The following is a 24,255-nucleotide window of genomic DNA, read 5'->3' on the forward strand; positions in this document are numbered from 1 at the left end:
GTTAATTCTTCTACCCGTTTGTAAGTCTTTTTTATATAAGGGCCAATTTTTTCAATCGGCATTACTTCTTCTCCCACCATCATGCCACCGCTTAATACTTCTATAAAAAAATCATTTTTGTATTGTATGGCAATTTTTTTTATTACCGGGCTAAAGCCATAACACCAGCCGCAATAAGCGTCGTAACAATAAATTAGGGAAGGTTTATTCATTATGCTAAGGTGATATAAATATCTCAATAACCTGATAGCTTTATTATTTTTTTGAGCGAACCTAAACCTGGTGAGTCACCCTTTGGGGGTGACTCACCAGGTTTAGGTTCGCTCAGATTATTTATTCTAATTTTGAGGAGGGCCAATTATGCGTATAAAAACAGGCTACTTGTTGCTCATGAATAAAAAGAAACTTTTCCAGGCCTTTAAAAAATTCAATCACGCTTTTTGAATCAACATAATATTGATCATTTTTTATAATTAATAAATAAGAAGAGAAAGGATATTTCTTATAATCAGCTACCATGTTATGTTTCTGAGCATTTGCATTTGTATAAATAATAGCCTGTTGTAAATGTCCCTCATCTTCAATTTGAATTCTTTTAAAAGGCTTTTGAAAAATTCCTCCTTTGCGATTGAATTTATTATTTATATAGTTGGCATAAGATACCAAAAAACTATTCATTTGACGTTCAATCATCTTATCAAAAAATAATTCATTACTGGTTTCTTCATAGAAATTTTTCATGCTGGATGTTATATTTGCGGGTACCAGCCTGCTGATAAAGTCAGTTATAGATTCAATAGATTTTAGCTTTATGATATGGTGTGAATGATTAGGGAGGAGACAAAAACTCCACACATCAATAAAATTTCCTGTAAATTTTATAAACCGCTGATTAAATATTTCGTAATCAATTGCATTGTAAAAAAGATAAAGGCCATCAATACTTTTGCATACAACATGGTAATATGCCCCCGGATAAAAAGTAGCTTTTAATGACAGGGGCGTTGGCATATTTTTTACGTTTAATTTTTATCATTTGATTTACCCAGTTACCCGGTGAGTCACCCTTTGGGGGTGACTCACCGGGTAACTGCAACTCAATGCGCCACCAGCCAATTATCACCCACACCAATTTCAGCATCAGTAGGCACATCATTAGGCAACTTTAAAGCCGTTTGCATACAATGTAAAATAACAGGCTTTATAATTTCCACTTCATCCTTATGTGCATCAAATACCAGTTCATCATGCACCTGTAATAACATTTTAGATTTAAAATTTTGTTGGGTAAACTCCTGGTGAATTTTTATCATCGCCAGTTTTATCATGTCTGCAGCACTTCCTTGAATGGGAGAATTAATGGCGTTGCGTTCTGCAAAACCCCTGACAGTAAAGTTGGCACTATTGATATCTTTGAGCCATCGCTTGCGGCCCATTAATGTTTCTACATACCCATTGGTTTTGGCAAAGCTGATGGTATCATCCATATACTTTTGAATATTTGGAAATTGCTTTTTGTAATTGTCAATGATTTCTTTTGCTTCACTTCTTGAAATTTTTAAATTTTCAGCCAGCCCAAATGCGCCTTGCCCGTAAATGATACCAAAATTTACGCTCTTGGCTTTATACCGCATTTCTTTTGTTACGGCTGTTTCTTCCACATTAAAAACTTTGGCAGCAGTGGCAGTGTGAATGTCTTTACCAATTTTAAAAGCAGCGCACATATTTACATCACCGCTAATTGCTGCCACAATGCGTAATTCAATCTGTGAGTAATCCGCTGAAATCAATACATGGTTTTCATCTCTTGGAATAAATGCTTTTCTTATTTCTTTGCCTCTATCTGTACGTACGGGAATATTTTGCAGGTTGGGGTTGGTACTGCTGAGCCTACCTGTTACAGCTACAGCTTGCGCATAGGAAGTATGTACCCGACCCGTTTTTTTATTAATCAATGCTGGCAGGGCATCAATGTAGGTATTTTTCAATTTTGTAAGTTCGCGAAAGATTAAAATATCGTCGCATATTTTATGCCGGCTGGCCAATTTTGCCAACACATCTTCACCGGTAGCGTATTGGCCTGTTTTTGTTTTTTTTGCTTTAGGATCCAGTTTCATCTTATCAAATAATACTTCTCCCAATTGTTTGGGCGAGGCAAGATTAAATCGAACGCCTGCTTGTTCGTAAACACTTTCTTCGCTTATTTTGGCTTCAGCTTCCAGAGTTTTACTATATTCATTTAAAAAAGATTCATCAATCCGGATACCTTCAAATTCCATATCTGCCAAAACTTTTATCAACGGATTTTCTACTTCATAAAAAATCTTTTCTACATCTTTACTTTTTAATTCGCCCAGTAAAACTTCTTTTAGCTGCAAAGTAATATCAGCATCTTCGGCTGCATATTCTTTTATCTTTTCCGGTTCCACATCCCTCATATTTCCCTGGCCCTTTCCTTTTTTTCCAATCAGTTCTTCAATATGTACCGGCTCGTATCCCAGGAATTTTGCACTCAATGCATCCATACCACTTTTGCCATCGGGCTCTGTTACATAATGCGCCAGCATGGTATCAAAAATATTTCCTTTTAATACAATGCCGTACCATTTCATCACCAGCAGATCGTACTTAATATTCTGACCCACCCATGTTTTAGAAGTATCGTTAAATAAAATAGAAAAAGGCTGTAAAAGCTGCAGACATTCTTCTCTTAAAACAGGGCACGGAATATAAAATGCCTCGCCTTGCTGGTAAGAAAAACTTAAGCCAACAAGATCGGCATCATTGGCATTTACGGAAGTAGTTTCTGTATCAAAACAAATTTCTGGCTGAAGCATTAATTTACTGATCAGTTCATTGATTGCTTCACTGGTATTTATCAGTAAATAATTGTGGGGGGTATTGTAAATATTTTTATCCACCGGTAAAATAATCGTTTGCTCTTCTACTGTTGTCGCAGGCAATAGGCCAGAAACAGAAACTACTTCCCCGAAAAGATCCATTTGTCCGCTTGCTGTCTGTTTACTGCGACTGCCAGATTCCTGTATCTGCACATTCGGCTCCACCTGCATTTCTTCTCCCAAAACCCTTTTAATAAAACCCCTGAATTCAAGTTCGGTAAAAACTTCTTTTAAAGTATTCCGGTTCATTTCCTTGATCTTGAAATCTTCTTCGTGAAATACCGCTGCTGGTATATCCGTGATGATGGTCGCCAGCTTTTTACTCATGACAGCAGCTTCTTTTCCCGCCCTTATTTTTTCGCCCAATGCTCCTTTAATAAGTTCAGCATTAGCAAGAATATTTTCCAATGTTTGATATTCTTTCAATAATTTGGCAGCTGTTTTTTCGCCAATACCGGCAATGCCGGGAATGTTATCCACTGCATCGCCCATCAATCCTAAAATATCAATTACCTGGTCAACACTTTGTATATCCCATTTTTTACAAACCTCTTGCGGACCCATAATTTCAATGGCGCCACCCTGGTAAGGTGGCTTGTAAATTTTAATATTTTCACTTACCAGTTGCCCGTAATCCTTATCTGGCGTAACCATAAAAACTTCGTAGCCAGCTTTTTCTGCCTGCTTTGCCAACGCACCAATTACATCATCCGCTTCATAACCATCAATGGCTATAACAGGAATATTAAAGGCTTCGATAATTCTTATTATATCAGGAATAGATGAGCGGATATCTTCCGGAGTTTCCTGCCGGTTGGCTTTGTAATCAGCAAAATCTATATGGCGTTCTGTAGGGGCATGGGTATCAAAACAAACAGCCATGTGCGTGGGCTTCTGGTTATTGATGAGATCAATTAAGGTATTGGTAAAACCAAATTGCGCATTGGTATTTCTGCCTTTGCTGGTAATACGCGGACTGCGGATGAGTGCATAATAAGCCCTGAAAACGAGGGCGTAGGCATCGAGTAAAAATAATTTTTTTGACATGGCGTAAAAGTAAAGCAATTGTACACGCCAATCAAACAGGCAGGCAACTGTTTCATCCTGACCTCGCTAAAAAATTAAAGAACAGGCTCTGATTGTAGAAATGGTTTACAGGGCCGCAAGTGAGGAGATCTAATTTGCAGAAAGGAAAATAAGTATAAAGTTGTTTATTTTAATATTCAACTAATTTTTCGGACCTTGACCAATCAATAAAATAAAGTATTACTGAACAAAAAAGGGCAAAAGTAATAACTATAAAATTTTTCATACTTGGAATATTTATACCTGGTATAAACTAATAAATGGTAATATTATTGTACAAATTCTGATATTTTTTATAGTATGGATATTGTTTTCAACGACTTGAATGCCGGTAATAATCATACTTAAAGAAGTTTAAATTGATATTAATTAAAATCTTGTATCAATAAATAATGGCAACATGGCTCTCCAGGTTGGCCAGTCGTGCCTCCATTCGTTGCCCCAAACACTTAGTTCGTACTTAATGCCTTTGTTGTATAAAACACCGGCGAAATTCCTGGCCGCATCCGGATCTTCATGATCACCGCAACCCGTTAAAATATGGATATGCTGGCTGCTGCGTATCTGTTCTAAGATTTTATGATCTGTAAGATTAGGCATATATAGCATCGGCGAATTATAATATACCTGTTCATCAAAAAACCCTTTGGCATATTCTCTCAGATCGTATACGCCACTCATGGCAATTACACCATCAATAAGATCAGGCCTTTTCAAAAATAAATTCATGCTGTGCAAAGCCCCAAATGATGCACCGGAAACTATAACAGGAGTTTCGTACGAAGTAGCATTTTTTATAAATGGAATTACTTCATTGTAGATGTATTCGTTAAACCTGTTGTGGTGAATGGCTTTATGTTCGCCCGGCATATCGGGATGCATCCAGCTTTCAGTATTAATGCTGTTAACTGAAAACACTTTTATTTTTCCGTTGTTAATATAAGGTGCCAGGTAATCAATTAACTGAAAGCGTTCATACTCCAGGTAATCTGCTGCTGCGGTAGGTATTAACAACAAAGCAAAACCATAATCTCCATATTGCGCAATGGGCATTTGTTTTTGTAAAGCCGGGCTGTACCAGTTGATGATTTCTCTTTTCATTAAAAGGTTTCTTAATTATAACGTAAATTAGATGGTGAAAAATAAGCTAATAATTAAACACGGGCATCAACAAATACAAAATTTTAGAAAAATAATTAAATCATGGGTTATATTGTTAAGAGTAAAAGAGTTTTTTTTACTACTGATGGTTTCGGTAACCCTGTTATTTTCCTGTAAAAAAGAGTATAGCTTCGAAGGTGCAGTAATTGATAATAGTCCAGCCATATATAACTTTACAGGTTCGCCGGGCTTATGTACAAATGTTTTTGTAGCAGGTATCTTCCAGGCGGGCATATCGCTTAACATCACCAATGCAGTTACTTTTTCAGTAAATGTCAGCAAGGCTGGCAAGTATGCTGTAACAACAAGCTTGGCAGATGGAATTTCATTTTCAGGTGCAGGCAGTTTTTCCAAAACAGGTGTACAAATGGTAATTTTAACGGGCTCAGGTGTTCCCGCGGTATCCGGCAGCTTTAATTTTACACCCACAGTAAATGGTTGTTCATTTCCGGTAAATGTACTGGCAGCAACCAGTGCAGACTCGCCGGATATTTATTATGAAGCCACCATTGATGGCATACATTATAAGCAAACCGTAACGGCCAATAATGGCTATGAGTCCGGATCGACAGTTGCCGGCTTTGATGATGCTATTCCCGGAAGCAATATTTCTCCTTCCGTTCAACCTATAGCACCCAACCAAACCCAAATGGCAATTATAAAAGGAGTGCTGCATAATTACCTCTCAATAACCAATTCAACTTTTAAAGATTTTTTTACACCTGGTGATTATCCGTGGGTTATTTTTGGACACGAAGGTGTTTCACTTGCGTGGACTGATGGAAACGGAATTAACTGGTCAACATACAATATACCAGGTACTCAAACTGAAAGCAATTTTACCATAATCAGTTCAGAAGATGCGCCTGCTTTAACAGGCTATCATATCAAAGTAAAAGCAAAATTTAATTGCAAATTATATGATGTAAATGGCAATGTAAAAACCCTCAGCAATGGTGTATACGTTGGCTATTTTGGAAAAATTTAAACGGTGCTATTCTACTATTCCCTCTTTAATTTCTGTCCACAAATCATGATAGCATTTAGCGGCATAACTGCTACGGGCATATTCTTCAATAGGCTGCCTGTGAATACCCATTTTTTCTACGTCAGATAAATAAGGAATATAATTCTGAAAGAATTTTTTGTCTTTATACAGTTGTTCCATTATTTCGTTGTGCATGTTTTTACGCAGGTCGGCCATTGTAAAAAAACACATCAGTTTACTGCTGTCCAGCTCTTTTTCCTTAAAATAATCTTTCACCATATTATAAGTGCGGATAGACAAGGTAGTGGGAATAATGGGCATCAATACCACATCTGCTGCATTAAAAATATTTTCGCTTAATGCGCTAAAACCGGGAGGACAGTCAATAAATACAAAATCATATTCTTTTTCAAGTTGCTTTAAAATTCCTTTCAACCTGTTTTTTTGTCCCTTCATTTCTTCCATCATAATGTCAAAACTTTTAACAGCATTGTCACTGCCGATGATCTCAAGGTTTTCATACTCTGTCGACAGGATGGCGCTTTCAAGATTGGCATCTTTACTAATCAGGCTTTTTATACCATGGGCATCTTTGGGTTTTACCTTGTAGTAAAACGTGGTTGATCCCTGCGGATCAATATCCCATAACAAAGTTTTAAAACCATCTTTTGCGGCCAGGTAAGCCAGATTTACACAGGAAGCTGTTTTACCAACGCCACCTTTGAGATTGTAGAGAGCAACTGTGATCATAAAAAATTAGTTTAACTGATGGATATGAAAGATATGAATTTATTTGTGACGCATATAATTTTGAAGTATGGTTTTTTAAAATGTGTTATTTCATGCCTTCCAGCTCTTTCTGTAACCTGAACATTTCATCTCTTAACCGGGCCGCTTCCATAAAATCCAGGTCACGGGCGGCCTTTTCCATTTCTTTTTTAATTTTAGCAATACCTTTTTCCATTTGAGGAATGGTTTTATATACTTCCTGGTCTTCTGCGGCTACCGTTACAAGATCATTTGCATCACTGATAGAATATGGATTGGAAGGGTCATAACCCTTTACATCCAGCACAGAGCCCTGTGCAAATATTTGTTCTTTGCTTTTGATAATGGTTGTTGGCGTAATGCCGTGTTCAATATTAAACGCAATTTGTTTTTCTCTTCTCCGGCTGGTTTCATCAATGGTTTTTTGCATGCTTTCCGTCATCTTATCTGCATAAAAAATTACCAGTCCATCAACATTACGGGCTGCCCTTCCAGCAGTTTGTGTAAGGCTTCTTTCATTGCGTAAAAAGCCTTCTTTATCGGCATCTAAAATAGCCACCAACGAAACTTCTGGCAAATCGAGCCCTTCTCTTAATAAATTTACACCTACCAATACATCAATGATACCCAGACGCAGTTCCCTCAAAATTTCTATCCTGTCTAATGTCTGTACTTCGCTGTGTATATACTTGCTTTTTATGTTGATGCGGTGCAGGTATTTATCCATTTCCTCAGCCATGCGCTTGGTAAGGGTTGTTACCAAAACCCGGTCGCCTTTGGTAATTCTTTTATCAATTTCATCCAGCAAATCATCTATCTGGTTGATGGAGGGTCTCACTTCAATTGGCGGGTCCAGCAGACCGGTAGGTCTTACAACCTGCTCTACCACTACACCACCTGTTTTCTCCAGTTCAAAATCGCCGGGTGTGGCCGATACAAAAATGGTTTGGTTGATCATATTTTCAAACTCATGAAAGTTAAGCGGGCGGTTATCTAATGCCGACGGTAAACGAAAACCATAATCTACTAATATCAGTTTACGGCTTCTGTCGCCTCCATACATGCCACTTACCTGCGGAATGGTCTGGTGGCTTTCGTCAATAATGCAGATAAAATCTTTGGGGAAATAATCCAGTAAACAGAAAGGCCTTGTACCCGGTTTACGCCGGTCAAAAAACCGGGAATAGTTTTCTATGCCATTGCAATAACCCAGTTCCCTGATCATTTCCAGATCGTAATTTACCCGTTCATTTAAACGCTGCGCTTCAATAAATTTGCCGCTGCTTTTAAAATATTCTACCTGTGCGGCAGTTTCGTCCTGTATCTCGTAAATTACTTCCTGCATAATATCCTTGGGGGCAAGGTAAAGATTGGCAGGAAAGATAGCTGCATTATCCACCAAGCCAATACGCTTGCTGCTGCTCAGTTCCAGCGTTTCAATACTTTCAATTTCATCACCAAAAAAACTGATGCGGTAACCGAAATCCACATAAGGTAAATTGATATCCACCGTATCGCCTTTTACCCTGAAAGTACCCCTGGTAAAATCTCCCTGCGAGCGGCTGTACAAACTATTCACCAGGGAATGCAAAAATCCCTGGCGGGAAATGATCTGTCCTTTCTGAATGCGAACAATCCCGTTTTCAAACTCTGTGGGGTTACCCATACCATAGATGCAGCTTACACTTGCCACCACAATAATATCCCTTCGTCCACTTAATAATTGTGCGGTTGCCTGTAAACGAAGTTTATCTAATTCTTCATTAATAGCGAGGTCTTTTTCTATGTAAGTATTACTAACGGGCATATAAGCTTCCGGTTGGTAATAATCGTAATAACTCACAAAATAACCCACGGCATTATCTGGAAAAAATTGCTTAAACTCGCCGTACAATTGGGCCACAAGTGTTTTGTTATGGGTTAATACTAGTACAGGCCGTTGTACATTTTGAATAACATTGGCGATGGTATAGGTTTTTCCACTGCCGGTTACACCCAGCAATGTCTGGTATCGTTCACCCTCATTAATGCCCTCTGTTAGTTTCAGAATGGCATCCGGCTGGTCGCCGGAGGGAGAATATGGTGACTGAAGATTAAAAGGCATAGTATAGATTGCTAAACAATAAATCTAATTATAAAGTTTCGGGTAGTAGTTTTAAATTTTAATGATATTTTTATTGGGATGTCCTTTCCGCAAAGTAAATTCATTCTCCCGCATCGTTTTCCCCAAAGAATTTCTACGGATAAACCAGGCAATGGTAAAAGAGGGTATAATGTCTGTGAACGGAAGAATCTCTTCTAAAAAATCCAGCACACCGCCGATTAAACCGAGACGTCCACCGAATAATTTAAAAAAAATATATCCAGAAATGGGTGCCCATATAATATCAGTAAATTCTCCCATACCAGGAAAAATATAGCTTAACATGCCAATCAGGTCCATAAGGATACAAATAAAAATATTGGGGAGAAATAGTTCCTTTTTGTCGTCTTTCATTATTACCAGTTAATTTATAGTATTGCATCAATTCTCCTGTCATTTGCGTTATTGACAAACAGTTTCCGGTTTAGTTTACTTTAGATACTGCATTATAACTTAAACCAGCGCAGAAGATTTTTATCTTAAATTTCCATTTACACCTGTTTTATTAATCTCACAAGGGTTGAGACTCAATCATAATCAACATTTAACCTTGCGGTACGGCTGAATTTGCTTACTTTTGCACCTTCAAAAATCAGTTATCCTTTTTTTAGTATTGGCATTAACCCTGGGTTTAGATACAGCTAACGGAATAGCTAAAAGCAAAGTAACAATGAATATAAGAAACATCGCCATTATTGCGCACGTAGATCATGGCAAAACTACCCTGGTTGATAAGATCCTGCATACCACGAATATTTTTCGTGATAACCAGGAAACCGGTGAATTAATAATGGATAGTAATGATCTCGAAAAGGAACGAGGTATTACTATTTTTAGTAAAAACGTATCTGTAAACTACAAGGGCTTTAAAATTAACGTGATAGATACTCCTGGTCACGCCGATTTTGGCGGAGAAGTGGAAAGGGTATTGAAAATGGCAGATGGTGTAGTGCTGCTGGTAGATGCTTTTGAAGGGCCAATGCCTCAAACACGTTTTGTTTTACAAAAGGCTTTGCAGTTAGGGCTTCGCCCGATTGTAGTGATCAATAAAGTTGACAAACCCAACTGCCGCCCGGATGAGGTACATGATGCTGTATTTGAATTGTTTTTTAATCTGGATGCTACAGAAGAACAGCTTGATTTTGCTACCGTATACGGAAGCAGCAAACAAGGCTGGATGAATACTACATTAACGCCTACTGATAATATTTTTCCGTTATTGGATACAATTTTAGAGAAAGTTCCTGAGCCCCATGTTACAGAGGGTAACTTACAATTACAAATTACTTCACTGGATTATTCTTCCTTTTTAGGCAGGATTGCTGTAGGTAGAATTGCAAGAGGGGTTATCAAGGAAAATCAACCAATTTGTTTGATGAAAACAGATGGCAGTATTGTAAAAAGCAGGGTAAAAGAATTATATGTTTTTGAAGGCCTGGGAAAAAAGAAAGTTACTGAAGTTAGTGCAGGGGATATTTGTGCAGTAGTAGGTATTGAAGGATTTAACATTGGCGAAACCATTGCTGATTTTGAAAATCCGGAAGCATTGCCCATCACAAGTATTGATGAACCAACTATGAACATGCAGTTCAGTATTAATAATTCACCCTTTTTTGGCCGCGATGGTAAATTTGTTACCAGCCGCCATTTAAGAGACAGGCTGGAAAAAGAACTGGAAAAAAACCTGGCGCTTCGTGTAACGCCTACCGATAGTGCAGATAGCTTTATGGTTTATGGCCGTGGTATTTTGCATTTAAGTGTATTAATTGAAACCATGCGCCGGGAAGGATATGAATTGACCGTTGGACAGCCACAGGTACTTACAAAAGAAGTGGATGGTAAAAAGCATGAACCGTATGAGGTGCTGGTAGTAGATGTGCCCGCAGAATACAGTGGTAAAGTGATTGACCTGGTAACACAACGCAAAGGCGAAATGCTTATCATGGAAAGCAAAGGTGAAATGCAGCACCTGGAATTTGATATTCCTTCAAGAGGCTTATTGGGACTACGTTCTCAAATGTTGACGAACACCGCAGGCGAAGCTGTAATGGCCCATCGTTTTAACGAATACAAACCATGGAAAGGCCCTATTCCAGGAAGAAATAATGGTGTGATGCTGGCAAAAAATGCCGGTTACCCAACAGGTTATTCAATAGATAAATTACAGGATAGAGGTTCTTTCTTTATTGATACAACCGATGAAATTTACATTGGCCAGGTAATTGGTGAAAGCACTAAACCTGGTGATCTGGTGGTAAACGTGGTAGAGAAAAAACAGCTGACCAATATGCGTGCAAGTGGTACAGATGATTCAGTTCGTGTAATACCAAAAAGGCAGTTCACCCTGGAAGAATGTATGGAATATATACAGCAGGATGAGTGCATAGAAGTAACACCGAAAAACATCCGCATGCGCAAAGTTATTTTGGATGAAGATGAAAGAAAGAAGGTTTCAAAAATGATGAAAGCAGAAATAGCGTAATCGAAATTTAATAGTAGTTAAAAATCCCTCAATTTTATTGAGGGATTTTTTTATGTATTCTGTAAGAATATCAATCTCATCTTTTAAGGCAACCAATACATACTGAAATATACACGCTATTATTTCAGTAACAGATTGCTTTTCTTATCAATTTTTTCGTCGAAGAGGCCCCTAAACCTGTTCAACTTAAGCATTTAAAATTACCCCCCTCTTTGCAAAATTTGTACATCAACATTGATGGCATCTGTAGCCGTTGACCTATTTATTTTCTAGTCCACAATTATACAATATAAAGCTTTGCGAAATACTTATTTTATTCCAAAATAAGTATTCAGTCTTTTTTATAGACAGACAGGACAGGACAGTTGATAAAAATATCATCGCTACATTGTAAAATATTCAGCTACTAACGAGGCTGCGTAACCTTTTTTTTCTTAACTATAAAAACAACCTGCCATGTTAAAAAAACAATTCTGTTGTTTACCTCCAGGTATTAAGCTTTGCTTGATACCATTTTTTCTTCTCCTCTCTTTTACTTCTTTTGCCCAGCAAAAAATTACTGTTAGCGGAAGTGTTTTGTCAGAAAATAATGTGCCGATACCGGATGTATCTATATCAGTAGTAAGTCAGGCTACCGGCACTACTACCCAGGCCAATGGATCTTTTACACTGCAGGTAAATAAAGGAGCTACCTTATTGATCTCAGTGATTGGTTATGAAGAACAAAGAATAATAGCCGATAAAGATGGATTAATGTTAGTTATAAAACTAACAGCAACCACCTCTTCTTTAAATGAAGTAGTGGTTGTAGGATACGGTACCACCAGAAAAGCAACATTAACCGGTTCTGTTTCGGCAGTGAAGGGAAGTGTATTGCAAAAATCTCCTTTAGCGAATGTTACAAATTCATTGTCAGGACGTTTACCTGGTTTGGTAGCTGTTACGCGAACAGGCGAACCTGGAAATGATGGCTCCGTATTAAGAATACGTGGCGCAAATACACTGGGCGATAATTCTCCGCTTATTGTAGTGGATGGTATTGCAAACCGTAGTATTGATCGCCTGGATCCTGCAGATATTGAAAACATCACTGTGTTAAAAGATGCTTCTGCCGCCATATATGGTGCCCAGGCAGCCAATGGAGTTATACTGGTTACCACCAAGCGGGGAACTACCGGTAAACCCCAGGTACAGGTTAATCTTCACAGCGGCTTAACTGCGCCTACTGTACTTCCGAAAATGGCCGATGCAGCAAATTATGCACAAATGATCAACGAAATTAAGGAGTATGCGGGTGAACCTTTAAGGTATACAGCAGAAGAAATTCAAAAATACAAGGATGGTTCTGAGCCATGGTTGTATCCAAATACAGACTGGTTTAAGGCAACCGTTAAACCACTATCTGCACAACGGTACGCAAATATTTCAATAAGGGGTGGTTCAGATGCTATAAAATACCTGCTTTCAGCAGGAGGAAACTATCAGGATGGAATGTACTATAACAGCGCCACCAATTATCATCAGTATAATTTCCGTACAAATATTGATGCAAAAATTTCTAAAGATATCCGTTTATCATTTGACCTGCAGGGAAATCAGGAAAACAGAAATTTTTCAGGAATTACAGGTGAAGGAGCTTTAAATCCTTTTTGGGCAATGAACAGGGCTTACCCTTACCTGCCTGCAAAATGGCCAAATGGGCTTCCCGGACCTGATGTAGAATATGGAGCTAACTCAACCGTTATTGTTACTGATGCAACAGGATACGACAGGAATATAGCCTACATTATGCAGAGTAATGTAAAATTGGATATCAATATTCCCTGGGTAAAAGGGTTGTCAGTTACTGCCAATGTTTCTGTTGATAAAAATATTCAGACCCGTAAACTATTTCAGAAACCCTGGTATTTGTATACCTGGGATCGCACTACTTATGATGCTGATAAGGTGCCGGTTCTTGTGGCAGGCAAAAGGGGATTTGCAGAACCAAGACTTAGACAGTCTTTTACAAATACCCAAAGATCAACACTGAATGCATTGATCAATTATGAAACCAATATAAAAGACAATAACATTAAGATATTACTAGGCACAGAAAAGCAAACTGGGGACTTAATGAATTTCCAGGCATTTCGCAGATATTTTGCTTCTACCGCAATTGACCAGCTGGATGCAGGAGGTAATTTGTTAAAAGATAATAGCGGATATGCCTCTACGAATGCCCGGTTAAATTATTTTGGCCGCCTAAACTATAACTATCTCGGAAAATACCTTGCAGAATTTGTTTTTAGATATGATGGGTCTTATATCTTTCCGGCAAACAAACGATTTGGATTTTTTCCCGGCGTTTCACTAGGGTATAGAATATCTCAGGAAAATTTCTGGAAAAATAATCTTTCATTTATTAATGAGTTTAAAATCCGTGGATCATGGGGTAAAACCGGTAATGACCGCATTGACCCTTACCAGTACCTTTCTACTTATAGCTATAGCGGCACTTATATTTTTAACCAAAATACGCAGGTAAATCAGGTGGCAGCAGGCGTTACCCCAAATCCGGGAGTTACCTGGGAAATAGCAAATCAATCCAATATTGGGTTTGACGGCCAGATGCTGAATAATAAACTTTCTTTTTCCTTCGATTATTTCTATAACCTTCGCAGCAATATTTTATGGTGGAGAAATGCTTCCGTACCAAGTTCTACCGGTTTAACACTGCCGCAGGAAAATTTGGGTAGAGTTTCCAACCAGGGATTCGAATTTCAGGTAGGTTACAACAACAAAATAGGCGACTTCACGTATGCCCTTTCTGTAAACGGAGCTTACTCTAAAAATAAAATTTTATTCTGGGATGAAACTCCAGGCATTCCTGGCTACCAGCAATCTACGGGCCACCCAATGAATTCACAATTGTACTACCAGGCAATAGGAATATTTAAAGACCAGGGAGCAGTAGATAAATATCCACATTGGGCAGGAGCAAGAGCAGGCGACATCATATTTAAAGACGTAAACAACGATGGTAAAATTGATGGCTTAGATCAGGTAAGAGATTATAAAACGGATATACCCACTTTTACAGGCGGGTTTAGTATGGATTTAGGATATAAGAATCTTTATATTTCTGCTCTTATACAAGGTGCTTCAGGAGCCGAAAGATCTTACAGAACTTTCTCAGGTGAAGCAGGCAATTTCCTGCAGGATGACGTTACCGGCCGCTGGACTAAAGACAACATAAATGCAATTAAGCCCAGAACGTGGAACCGCAGCAAGGAATATTGGATGACAGATGGCGCTCCTAATAATACTTATTGGGTTAGAAAGAGTGATTATGCAAGACTTAAAAATGTTGAAGTCGGATATAACCTACCTAAAAAATTGATCAAAAGAGTTGGTATCAGCGCCTTAAGGGTTTATATCAGTGGTGCAAATCTTATTACGGTAACCCCGATGGTAGATTGGGATCCCGAATCTCCTAATAACGATGATAAATCTATATGGGTAAACAGCCAGGTTTATCCTCTGATGAAAGTTTATAATGCAGGTGTATCAATAACATTTTAAAAATTTAGAAAATGAGAACTCAAATAAATAAATTTAAGGCAATTGTATTTATTGCTTTAGTGATCATATCTTTTTCTTGTAAAAAAGATTTTCTTGAAACAAGCCCGCTGGATAAGTTTTCTGATGCCAATGTATGGTCAGATCCTGTTTTAGCAGAGCTTTATGTCAATAATATTTATGGTAATATCGGTTGGGGCTGGGATATGAATGCGGGCAGTGTGGATGAATCCCGAAGCCGCCAGGAAGCTAGTTTTGACATTGGTAACAGCCTGATAACCCCGGATAATGCAAACTGGGGTAACTGGAATGGCAATTATTCAGACATAAGAGCCTGCAATACTTTTTTCGAAAAAGTTGGTACGGTTAAGTTTGATGAAACGCTGATTGACGGCAAGACACAAAAAGACAGGATGGTGGGAGAAGTTACTTTTTTAAGAGCATGGGACTACCACAATCTAATTAGTTATTATGGAGGGGTGCCCATCATTACAAAAGTTTACGGGTTAAAGGATAGTTTTAGTGCACCACGCAATACGTATGATGAATGTGTAAAATTTATTGTGGATGAATGTGATAAAGCTGCATTGTTATTACCACTATCAAATAGTGGTAATAACAATGGTCGTGCAACAAAAGGTGCTGCATTAGCTCTAAAAGCAAAGGTGTTGCTTTATGCCGCAAGTGATTTGCACAACCCTCAGAAAAATAGTCTGGTAACAACTGGATATTCAAATCCTGAATTCCTGGGGTATACTTCCGGCGATGCTGCCGCCCGCTGGAAAGCCGCTAAAGATGCAGCAAAAGCAGTAATAGATATGAATGTGTACAGTTTGTACAAAGCAAATCCGGCTCCGGGAGAAAATACTTCACAGAATTATTCCGACCTTTTTACGTCAAGGCAAAGCAGTGAAGATATTTTTGTACGTTTTTTTGCAGCCTCGGTAGGCCAGGGCGTTAATGGCTGGGATGTTACGCCCAATGGCTGGTATGGAAATGGCGGCGTTGGTGCCGTTAACGAATTGGTTGAAGATTATGAAATGGCGGACGGTAGCCGTTTTAACAGAAGTAATCCTGCGCATGCGGCGGAACCCTACAAAAATCGGGATCCCCGTTTTTATGCATCCATATTATTTGAGGGTGCAAAATGGAGACCACGTCCCGCAGATTTAACCGGGGTTGATCCGGTAGGAGTGATGCAGGTTGGTACCTGGGAAAAATGGGATAATGCCACCAGTACAAAGACTTTTGTTTATGGCCTGGATTCACGCAACAGTATTGCCAATTCATGGAATAATAATACCTCTGGTGCAACCATGCGCAAATACCTGGATCCAACGGTTGATATACAGGCCGCAGCTCAGGACTTAACATGGCGTTATTTCAGGTATGGCGAAATATTGTTAAATTATGCGGAGGCATGTATTGAACTAGGTGAAGATGCCGAAGCCCGTTCGTATATCAACATGATACGCAAGAGGGCTGGTATGCCAGAGGTTACTGAATCCGGAGATGCATTGAAAATGCATTACCGCAATGAGAGGCGTGTTGAACTGGCCTATGAAAATCAGCGATTTTTTGATGTTCGCCGTTGGCTGATAGCCGACCAGGCTTATCATCCAATGCACGGTGTTTCTGTTTTATATCCATTAAATCCTGACCACACAACTGCGGCTATTCCAACCATAACTCCTATAGTAATTCAGCTCGGAGCATGGCTTGATAAGTCGTATTTCTTTCCAATCAGCAGAGGAGAAGTGAATAAAAATGATAAATTGGTACAGAATCCGAAATATTAGAATGGATGGCAGAAGCTATCAAAAAATAGTTTCAGGAAATATAGATTTTTTATTTTCTCACCAATGTTCGAATAAAGCAAACTAAACAGCCTTTTGAACATTGGTGACAAAATAAAAAATACAAAGGTTTAATCTTACAGTTTTTATACAAGTGCCAGCCAGCAGGCTTTAAACTAATCTTTGAAAAAGATTATCCCGGGTGTTACCTGCGGTATCAATTACACTGTTATCGAAAAGGTAGAAACAAAAATGACTAATGACAGACCCATTAGAAAGTTTAATTACAAAATGCCTGACAAGGTACATTTCCTAAAACAATGGGTTGTACTTATTGATTGAAAATAGTTTCTTCTAAGCCTGGCTTTTAAAAACTTCAATCAAATATTATTGAATTTGATTTTGATATATTTTCAATATTTCACTTCACACAATTACTTCTTCCGTTTTATTTTTAAGATTGGTAGCTCCAATTCTTTCACAGTTAAAAGACTGCTTCACCTTTTCGTAGCAAGCTTCATTTATTAATATCTGCCCGCTTGCGGCCACACTTTGTAAACGTTGTGCCGTATTCACGGTATCACCGATAACTGTATAGTCCAGTCTTCTCAAAGTTGCCGAACCAATGTTACCGCATATCATTTCACCACAATTTATACCAATAAATACCTTCGGTAAAAAATCGATATTGCCAGGCAGTTCCTCTATTTTATTCCGGATAGTGAGACAAGCTTCAATTGCCCTGTCTAAATGGTACGGGCCTTTAAAAACGGCCATAATACAATCGCCGATAAATTTATCTATCAACCCGTTCTGGGCAATTATTTCTTTTACCATCAGGTCAAAATAACGGTTGAGTAAATCAACCACCACATCAGGCATTTCTTTTTCACTAATGGAGGTAAAACTACAGATGTCTATAAAAGCAACCGTTGCTTCTACTACTTCATTTACCATTAATGAGGCCTCGTACTCCCGGCTACCCATAAAATTCAGTACGTTTTCATCTACATACATTTTAAGAATATTATTTTCTTTAATCGCCTTAAGTGTTGCACGGGTCTGATTAACATGACTGATTGTTTTTCCATCGTTAAGGAAAGGTCTTGAAAATTAATGGGTTTGGTAATAAAATCGAATGCCCCACGGTTCATTGCGGAACGAATATTTTCCATGTCGCCATACACAGAAACTATAACCGATTTTATAAGCGGGCTTGATTCACTCAATCGTGATAATAATGTTAATCCATCCATCTCCGGCATATTGATATCGCTGAGTACAATTTCAATATCAGGATGCAGTAAGATTTTAGCCAACGCATCATTGCCATTTATTGCAAAAATAAATTCATATTGTTGCTCCCGTATTTTTTGCCTGAACTTTTGTTTGATGCGAAACTCCAAATCGGTTTTATCATCGGCAACTAAAATTTTTACAATTATTTTATACCTTTAAGTTTTCCTTTCAGAAGGGTGAAATCGAGCGGTTTAGTTAAAAAATCATCCGCGCCAAGTTGTTTGGCCATATTAAAATTTTCTGCGTCACCGTAGGCCGTTATCATCATTACAATTGGAGGAGGTTGATTATTTATTTGTTTGATAGTCTTTAGTAAATCAAGTCCGCTCATGCCAGGCATGTTAATATCAGATAAAATCAATACTGCTTCCTGCTCGTGGCCGTTAAGATATATTAATGCCTCTTCGCCGGAAAAAGCAAAAACAAAATTCATCTCGCCACTTTTAATTTCTTTTCTAAACCTCTGCTCAAACAGAAATTGAACATCCTTTTCGTCGTCGACCACTAATATTTTCATTTGATTTGTTTAATTTTTATACCGGTAAAATAATTATAAATGCAGCTCCCTCCTGCTCTTTATTTTCTACTTTTATCTCACCGCCATGTGCTTTAATAATATCATAACTTAACGATAATCCTAAACCCGTTCCCTTTCCCGTAGGTTTGGTGGTATAAAAAGGCTGAAATATTTTATCCATCACTTTTTGAGGAATGCCATTGCCATTATCCTTTACGCTTATTTCTATGGTATTATTTACTTTTTTTGTACTTACAAACACCGTTGGCTCGTAACTCATAATTCCTGATTTCTTTTTTTCATCTACCACATAAAATGCATTGGTAATTAAATTTAAAATAACCCTCCCAATATCCTGTGGAATAATATTGATGTTGCCAATATGCTGATCAAAATCTGTTTTCATTGTTGCATTAAATGATTTGTCTTTTGCACGCAAGCCGTGATAAGCCAATCGCAAGTATTCATCAGCCAGTTTATTTATATCAGTTAATTCTTTTGCAGCGGCGCTGCTGTTGCGACTGTGTTGCAACATTCCTTTAACAATATCGCCCGCACGTTTACCATGATGATTTATTTTTTTTTCATTTTCCTTTATGTCATTCGATATTTCTTTTGCACCGGCGAAATTTCCTTTATCAATTTCCTGTTGCATCTCTTCAATCAACTCTGTATTTACCTCACTAAAATTATTTACAAAGTTTAACGGGTTTTGAATTTCGTGCGCTATCCCTGCCGTTAATTCCCCGAGTGATGCCATTTTTTCTGATTCAATCAATTGCTTCTGTGTTTGTTGCAAGCTGTCAACAGTAAGGGTAAGTTTATTAAACGAATCCGCATTTTCCAAAGCGATGGCTGCATAAACGGCAATGGTACGCAACATGTACAAGTGGTAAGCACTAAAAGCATTTTTACTAAAACTTTGTACGGTTATTACACCAAGCATTTTTTCATTTACCGTTAGCGGAAGATAAATAAGAGAAACTGGCTGATCGCCCTGGCTTGGGGTTGGAATATTTTTTAAATACAGGCTGTATTCAGCATGTAAATCGCCAATCACAATTTCTTTACCGCTGTTAAAGCATTTACCTGAAAGCCTGCTCTCGTCATCTATATAATTTGAATAAACCGGCAAGGCAAGGCTTTACCATTTTCGTAGGTGGCCGGAAATTCAAGACTCCTGGTATCGTCGTGATAAATACCAATGCCAAATACCTACGCATCCATTAAAGTGTTTACATTATTGTAGACCGTACCTATAATTGTTTCTACTGAAAGCGAAGCGGTAATTTTGCGCCCGATTTCTCCCAGAAGTGCAATATTATTGTACGATTGTTCCAGATTTTCTTTCTGTACTTCTAATTCTTTCGCCTTGCTGTCAATTTCATTTTTTTGTTTTTGTAATAAAAGATTGGCTTTTTGTTTTTGACGATTGTTTCGTATCAGGAACATGGCCAACACCCCAAAAACAACTAATATCCCTATTAATATATTCGACCTTATGGCGTTTTTGTACTCCATTCTTGCGACTTCGATTTGTTGGGTCTTTTGTTTTTCTTCAAAACTCAGCGACATTAACTGTTTCATTTTATCCTGGCTAAAAAGACTGTCGCGGGCAGCCTGCGACACTTTAAAATATCGCAGGGCTTCCACATCATTAACTCCCTCGTAAATTGAAGATAAATTTTGACTTGCTTTTAAGATACCTTTAAGGTAACTACCTTTTTGAGCGAAGTTTAAGGACAGTTTAGCATAATAAATAGTAGAATCAATTCGGGCAGAATTGTGATAAAATTTTGCCATTCGGTAGTACCCTTCAAACATTTCTGAATAAGACTCTTCTTTACTGGAACCTGCAATACTTTGTTGATAAAAGGAATAGGCCTGAGTTGTATTATTTTTTGCAAAGGCTACATCGCCTAATAAAAAAAAGATAGTAGAAAGTAGACTTTGATTATATGAGCCTGCCAATTGCATTGCATTTTTCAAATAAACACCGGCAGAATCCAGCTGTTTTAAATTAAAATAACATTCGCCGATATTAGATAAAATAGTACTTTTAAGTATTGGCTCAGGTTTAGACATTTACTTCATAAAGGGTATAGCTTTCTTTCATTTTATTCAGGCCGTTTTGCCATTCCCCCTGTTGCATATAGAAATCGGCTATATTACTTAAAGTCACAACTGTATTACGGGTATCTTTTAATTCAATAAAGGCTATCTTGGATTGATTGAACATTTTTAACGCCTTGGCATAATCGCCTAATTGAGAAAATGAAATAGCCATTACATTCAAGGCGCGGGCTTCACCTAAAGGGTAATGTATATTCCGGGAAAGTTCGTAGGATTGTTGAGCTAAAAGATAGGTTGAATCCGGTCTTTTTAATTGATAGGCAAAAGCCAATTGATTCAGCGCAATTACCAGGTTGCTATCATTTGGAAGCGTTTTTATTTTTTTTAGCAGACTGTCTCTCAGGGCAACGGATTGCGCTTTTGAAGCGTGTATTAGTATAAACGATACGAGCGTCAAAAGCAGTAATTTCTTCAAAACGGGTTGTTGATTTAATTTACAAATCATTCGTTGGTATTAAAAGGTAATTGTAATATAATTGACAGGCCTACCTTTTCGGTCAGCGCACCTGCTGCCTTTTTGGTTTACAGTTTTATTTTTCCTTTAAGAACTTTTTCCTTAACGAAAGTTTTATGTAAAATTCTAAAATTAATTTAATGCCTTTAAGTTATGGATTGGTAATCCGCAATCCTGGCTACCAGCCGGGAACAAACTTAAGGTTACTTGCAAATTTGTTAACTTAAGGGCATTAAAGGTTCATTCTAAACTTTATTATTAACTAATTTTTTAAGGTAGGATTGTTTGATGTGTTCTTTATTTTCTTTACAAAAATTTGTAAAATAATGGTGCTTTTGTAAAAAAGAAATCTGCATTTGGTTCCATTGGTCTGCAGTAAGGAGGGGATTTAAAAATTTTCGTTCTTTAAACAATTCATTTGCAGTGGTGGCTGCGTTAGCGGTTCCCAAATATTCAAGGTCGGCATCTGCCATTATTTGCTCTAACTTATTTTGCGGTGATTGTGGCATTTTGGTGGCCAATATTATACCGCAAATTATTTTTATTGAGTCGGCAGTATAACCGAAGTCGGGTAAATATTCTTTTACAAGTGTACAACCTTCTTCTTCATGTCCGTCATAAATATTTATAAAACCTACATCATGCCATAGTGCAGCAACACGCACCAATTCAATTTCTGCTGTTGTGCAGTTTTCATAATGTGCAATTTCAACGGCTTTATCCAAAACATATAAGGTATGTTTTACATTATGAAAATAGTAAAATTCGTTAAGGCTACTATCCAGTAAATTGATTACAAAATCTTTCATTTTCGGGTTACTTTGTATGCGCTTTAGCTTTTAATACTCCGCCGGTAGCTTCTTTTATGCTGTGTACGTAAATAAAAGCTTTGGGATCGATGCTTAATACCCCATCCTGAATTTGTTTTATTTCTAATCGGGTTACGATGGTAACAATAATTTCGCAATCAGTTTTAATTTCAAAACTTCCGGGAAGATACCCCCGCTCACCTTTATAAACGGTAATCCCCTTACTCAATTCATTTACTAAAAAACTTTTTATTTCTTCCTGCTTTGCCGAAATGATATTCATGGCAGTAAATTCTTCAATACCATCCACTACATAGTTAGTGGCCCGCGATGCAGTAAAATAAGTGATGATGGAATACATGGCTGTTTCTACACCAAACTCAAAAGCTGCAACTATAAAAATAATAGTATTGATCAGCATGATAATTTCGCTGTTTGAAAACCCCGTTTTTCGTCCGGTAAAAACTGCAATTACCTCTGCACCATCAATTACACCACCCGCCCTAATTACCAACCCCACACCGGTACCAATTAAAATACCACCAAAAATAGCAATCAGTAATTTATCATGGGTTATGGGGTTTATATAGATAAAAAGTAAACCGATCGAGAGTAATAATACTGCAATAGTTGTTTGTACGGCAAATGTTTTTCCAATTCGCTTATACCCAAGATAAATAAATAACACATTTAATATAATAACTAAAAAACTGATATTAATATGAAAAATTTCGTGTAGCAAAATAGAGATTCCCGTAATGCCTCCATCCATAAAACGATTAGGGATCATAAAACCTTTCATGGCCAGCACGGCAAGGGAGGTGCCAATTAAAATAAGCAATAAATTTTTAGGGTTCCGCACCTTATTCCATTCTACGGAATCGCTTTTATATTTTTTTATCATTGCCTGGGTTGCTTAAATTAATTTTGAAAGGTATGACTCTATTTTTACAATGATTAAATTCTGAGAATAATCATTTAGATGAATCAGCAGTATACCAAACAGAAATGTTCCTAAAAGAGGTATCCGCACAAAGAAGTATATTGCTGGAAACGTATAAAATCGAGCCAGAAAAGCTATCATTTTCTGCTAAAATGAAAAGCGATGATTTAAATATGATGACGATAGAAAAGCGGAGTCTGGAACTGATAATTGCCACTTGAAAAAGAGAAAATAAAAGTGGAGAAAGCCATAAAGCTATAAATAAATCTATAGTGCAGTCAAAGTTTAGAGACAGAAAAGAGCACAGCGGATTTAAGAAAATTTACAAGTTTTTATAACCGGTAAAATGCGCAGAAAGTATAGTAATTTACAAGGATAACAGCCGGTTAAACGCAGTACTAATGAATTGTAAACGCATCGGCATCTTTCCAAAACGGAAACTGTGTTCTTACTTTATCTACCTCTTCTTTTTGCAGTGTAATGGTAAAAACATCTTCGGCGTCTGGCATGTGGTATAATACCTGCCCCAACGGATCAATGACCAGGCTGTCGCCACTGAAGTATACATTTTTATTGTCTTTGCCCACCCGGTTTACACCTGCTACAAAACATTGATTTTCTATCGCCCGCGCACACAGCAATGTTTTCCAGGCATGGCTTCTTCTTTCCGGCCAGTTGGCTACGTAAATCAACAGATCGTATTCGCTTTCCATTGAAACATACTGCTGCCTGCTCCATACCGGAAACCGCAGGTCGTAGCAAACCTGCAGGTTAATTCTCCAGCCTTTTACAGAGGCAATCAATCTTTTATTTCCTGGTGTATAATGTTTGTCTTCGTCACCATACCCAAATAAATGACGCTTATCGTAATGACCGGTTTGTCCGTTGGGCAACATCCATATCAACCGGTTAAAATACTGACCATCTTCTTCAATGATAAGGCTTCCGGTTATAATTATTTTGTTATTTTCAGCCATCTCTTTCATCCAGGCAACGGTTTCGCCCTCCATTGTTTCTGCAAATAATTCCGGCACCATCGTAAAACCCGTACTAAACATTTCTGGCAACACTACTATTTCTGTTCTTTCGTCCATGGCCTCAATCTTTTCTTTCAGCCGTTGAAGATTAGCAGCCTTATTTTCCCAGCTCAGGTCTGTTTGAATTATAGTAAGCGTAAGAGACGACATGTTTAATTATTTTAAAACAAAAATACAA

General features: G+C 37.8%; 21 protein-coding genes and 1 pseudogene. 6 read left to right on the plus strand and 16 right to left on the minus strand.

Features of this window, described 5'->3' with window-relative positions; genetic code table 11:
- The 4 genes and pseudogenes from H7254_RS05705 to H7254_RS05720 all read right to left on the minus strand — a co-directional run.
- Positions 1–212, minus strand: a pseudogene (locus H7254_RS05705) (DsbA family protein); the annotation flags it as partial.
- A 121-nt stretch (positions 213–333) separates the two neighbouring features.
- Positions 334–741, minus strand: coding sequence for a hypothetical protein (locus tag H7254_RS05710; protein WP_301932055.1), 408 nt, complete (start codon positions 739–741; stop codon positions 334–336).
- Between the two features lie 356 nt (positions 742–1,097).
- Positions 1,098–3,947, minus strand: a complete 2,850-nt coding sequence (gene polA / locus H7254_RS05715) for a DNA polymerase I (protein WP_301932056.1) — start codon at positions 3,945–3,947, stop codon at positions 1,098–1,100.
- Positions 3,948–4,355: 408 nt separating this feature from the next.
- Complete coding sequence (locus tag H7254_RS05720; RefSeq protein WP_301932057.1) at positions 4,356–5,087, minus strand: esterase family protein; 732 nt, start codon at positions 5,085–5,087, stop codon at positions 4,356–4,358.
- 112 nt (positions 5,088–5,199) lie between these two features.
- On the opposite strand from H7254_RS05720, the gene H7254_RS05725 reads away from it, so the two are divergent.
- On the plus strand, positions 5,200–6,135 hold the full coding sequence (locus H7254_RS05725; protein ID WP_301932058.1) for a hypothetical protein: 936 nt from the start codon (positions 5,200–5,202) through the stop codon (positions 6,133–6,135).
- 6 nt (positions 6,136–6,141) lie between these two features.
- Here the strand turns inward: H7254_RS05725 and H7254_RS05730 are convergent, their stop codons facing one another.
- From H7254_RS05730 to H7254_RS05740, 3 genes are all read right to left on the minus strand, one after another.
- Positions 6,142–6,885 (minus strand): ParA family protein, encoded by a 744-nt coding sequence (locus tag H7254_RS05730; RefSeq protein WP_301932059.1) that lies wholly within the window; start codon positions 6,883–6,885, stop codon positions 6,142–6,144.
- Between the two features lie 85 nt (positions 6,886–6,970).
- On the minus strand, positions 6,971–9,007 hold the full coding sequence (uvrB, locus tag H7254_RS05735; RefSeq protein ID WP_301932060.1) for an excinuclease ABC subunit UvrB: 2,037 nt from the start codon (positions 9,005–9,007) through the stop codon (positions 6,971–6,973).
- 51 nt (positions 9,008–9,058) lie between these two features.
- On the minus strand, positions 9,059–9,400 hold the full coding sequence (locus H7254_RS05740) for a hypothetical protein (RefSeq protein WP_301932061.1): 342 nt from the start codon (positions 9,398–9,400) through the stop codon (positions 9,059–9,061).
- 316 nt (positions 9,401–9,716) lie between these two features.
- Between H7254_RS05740 and typA the strand changes: the two genes are divergently transcribed.
- From typA to H7254_RS05760, 4 genes are all read left to right on the plus strand, one after another.
- Entirely contained in the window at positions 9,717–11,528 is a 1,812-nt protein-coding gene (gene typA, locus H7254_RS05745; RefSeq protein WP_301923366.1) for a translational GTPase TypA, read from the plus strand.
- Positions 11,529–11,984: 456 nt separating this feature from the next.
- The gene (locus H7254_RS05750; protein ID WP_301932062.1) at positions 11,985–15,092 is read left to right on the plus strand and encodes a TonB-dependent receptor; all 3,108 of its coding nucleotides are present in this window, start codon (positions 11,985–11,987) and stop codon (positions 15,090–15,092) included.
- 11 nt (positions 15,093–15,103) lie between these two features.
- Positions 15,104–16,888 (plus strand): RagB/SusD family nutrient uptake outer membrane protein, encoded by a 1,785-nt coding sequence (locus H7254_RS05755; protein WP_301932063.1) that lies wholly within the window; start codon positions 15,104–15,106, stop codon positions 16,886–16,888.
- 180 nt (positions 16,889–17,068) lie between these two features.
- Positions 17,069–17,227, plus strand: a complete 159-nt coding sequence (locus H7254_RS05760) for a hypothetical protein (protein ID WP_301932064.1) — start codon at positions 17,069–17,071, stop codon at positions 17,225–17,227.
- Positions 17,228–17,311: 84 nt separating this feature from the next.
- Here the strand turns inward: H7254_RS05760 and H7254_RS05765 are convergent, their stop codons facing one another.
- The 8 genes from H7254_RS05765 to H7254_RS05800 all read right to left on the minus strand — a co-directional run bounded on the left by H7254_RS05765 (position 17,312) and on the right by H7254_RS05800 (position 23,001).
- Positions 17,312–17,902, minus strand: a complete 591-nt coding sequence (locus H7254_RS05765) for an adenylate/guanylate cyclase domain-containing protein (RefSeq protein ID WP_301932065.1) — start codon at positions 17,900–17,902, stop codon at positions 17,312–17,314.
- Positions 17,893–18,291, minus strand: a complete 399-nt coding sequence (locus tag H7254_RS05770; protein WP_301932066.1) for a response regulator — start codon at positions 18,289–18,291, stop codon at positions 17,893–17,895. The genes H7254_RS05765 and H7254_RS05770 overlap by 10 nt, the downstream gene beginning before the upstream one ends.
- 35 nt (positions 18,292–18,326) lie before the next feature.
- Positions 18,327–18,701, minus strand: a complete 375-nt coding sequence (locus H7254_RS05775; protein WP_301932067.1) for a response regulator — start codon at positions 18,699–18,701, stop codon at positions 18,327–18,329.
- 16 nt (positions 18,702–18,717) lie between these two features.
- Positions 18,718–19,836: an ATP-binding protein gene (locus H7254_RS05780; protein ID WP_301932068.1), complete on the minus strand. Its 1,119-nt coding sequence runs from the start codon at positions 19,834–19,836 to the stop codon at positions 18,718–18,720.
- Between the two features lie 80 nt (positions 19,837–19,916).
- Complete coding sequence (locus tag H7254_RS05785; protein ID WP_301932069.1) at positions 19,917–20,786, minus strand: M48 family metallopeptidase; 870 nt, start codon at positions 20,784–20,786, stop codon at positions 19,917–19,919.
- Entirely contained in the window at positions 20,779–21,279 is a 501-nt protein-coding gene (locus tag H7254_RS05790) for a tetratricopeptide repeat protein (RefSeq protein WP_301932070.1), read from the minus strand. Before H7254_RS05790 ends, H7254_RS05785 begins: the two co-directional genes overlap by 8 nt.
- A 254-nt stretch (positions 21,280–21,533) precedes the next feature.
- Positions 21,534–22,097 carry an HD domain-containing protein gene (locus H7254_RS05795; RefSeq protein WP_301932071.1) on the minus strand — a complete coding sequence of 188 codons (564 nt, stop codon included), beginning with the start codon at positions 22,095–22,097 and terminating at the stop codon, positions 21,534–21,536.
- 7 nt (positions 22,098–22,104) lie between these two features.
- Entirely contained in the window at positions 22,105–23,001 is an 897-nt protein-coding gene (locus H7254_RS05800) for a YitT family protein (RefSeq protein WP_301921936.1), read from the minus strand.
- 104 nt (positions 23,002–23,105) lie between these two features.
- On the opposite strand from H7254_RS05800, the gene H7254_RS05805 reads away from it, so the two are divergent.
- Positions 23,106–23,261, plus strand: a complete 156-nt coding sequence (locus tag H7254_RS05805; protein WP_301932072.1) for a hypothetical protein — start codon at positions 23,106–23,108, stop codon at positions 23,259–23,261.
- A 177-nt stretch (positions 23,262–23,438) separates the two neighbouring features.
- Here H7254_RS05805 and H7254_RS05810 read toward each other — a convergent pair whose 3' ends face one another.
- Complete coding sequence (locus H7254_RS05810; RefSeq protein WP_301932073.1) at positions 23,439–24,227, minus strand: amidohydrolase; 789 nt, start codon at positions 24,225–24,227, stop codon at positions 23,439–23,441.
- Positions 24,228–24,255: the final 28 nt, after the last annotated feature.

Source organism: Ferruginibacter sp. (genome assembly GCF_014377975.1).
Taxonomy (GTDB): domain Bacteria; phylum Bacteroidota; class Bacteroidia; order Chitinophagales; family Chitinophagaceae; genus Ferruginibacter.

Excerpts from the sequence above, each read along its gene's own strand:
- H7254_RS05730 (WP_301932059.1), bottom strand. The coding sequence starts at position 6,885 with ATGATCACAGTTGCTCTCTACAATCTCAAAGGTGGCGTTGGTAAAACA.
- uvrB (WP_301932060.1), bottom strand. The coding sequence starts at position 9,007 with ATGCCTTTTAATCTTCAGTCACCATATTCTCCCTCCGGCGACCAGCCG.
- H7254_RS05710 (WP_301932055.1), bottom strand. The coding sequence starts at position 741 with ATGAAAAATTTCTATGAAGAAACCAGTAATGAATTATTTTTTGATAAG.
- H7254_RS05785 (WP_301932069.1), bottom strand. The coding sequence starts at position 20,786 with ATGTCTAAACCTGAGCCAATACTTAAAAGTACTATTTTATCTAATATC.
- H7254_RS05740 (WP_301932061.1), bottom strand. The coding sequence starts at position 9,400 with ATGAAAGACGACAAAAAGGAACTATTTCTCCCCAATATTTTTATTTGT.
- H7254_RS05790 (WP_301932070.1), bottom strand. The coding sequence starts at position 21,279 with ATGATTTGTAAATTAAATCAACAACCCGTTTTGAAGAAATTACTGCTT.
- H7254_RS05805 (WP_301932072.1), top strand. The coding sequence starts at position 23,106 with ATGTTCCTAAAAGAGGTATCCGCACAAAGAAGTATATTGCTGGAAACG.
- H7254_RS05800 (WP_301921936.1), bottom strand. The coding sequence starts at position 23,001 with ATGATAAAAAAATATAAAAGCGATTCCGTAGAATGGAATAAGGTGCGG.
- polA (WP_301932056.1), bottom strand. The coding sequence starts at position 3,947 with ATGTCAAAAAAATTATTTTTACTCGATGCCTACGCCCTCGTTTTCAGG.
- H7254_RS05775 (WP_301932067.1), bottom strand. The coding sequence starts at position 18,701 with ATGAAAATATTAGTGGTCGACGACGAAAAGGATGTTCAATTTCTGTTT.
- H7254_RS05810 (WP_301932073.1), bottom strand. The coding sequence starts at position 24,227 with ATGTCGTCTCTTACGCTTACTATAATTCAAACAGACCTGAGCTGGGAA.
- H7254_RS05720 (WP_301932057.1), bottom strand. The coding sequence starts at position 5,087 with ATGAAAAGAGAAATCATCAACTGGTACAGCCCGGCTTTACAAAAACAA.
- H7254_RS05755 (WP_301932063.1), top strand. The coding sequence starts at position 15,104 with ATGAGAACTCAAATAAATAAATTTAAGGCAATTGTATTTATTGCTTTA.
- H7254_RS05750 (WP_301932062.1), top strand. The coding sequence starts at position 11,985 with ATGTTAAAAAAACAATTCTGTTGTTTACCTCCAGGTATTAAGCTTTGC.
- typA (WP_301923366.1), top strand. The coding sequence starts at position 9,717 with ATGAATATAAGAAACATCGCCATTATTGCGCACGTAGATCATGGCAAA.
- H7254_RS05795 (WP_301932071.1), bottom strand. The coding sequence starts at position 22,097 with ATGAAAGATTTTGTAATCAATTTACTGGATAGTAGCCTTAACGAATTT.
- H7254_RS05765 (WP_301932065.1), bottom strand. The coding sequence starts at position 17,902 with ATGTATGTAGATGAAAACGTACTGAATTTTATGGGTAGCCGGGAGTAC.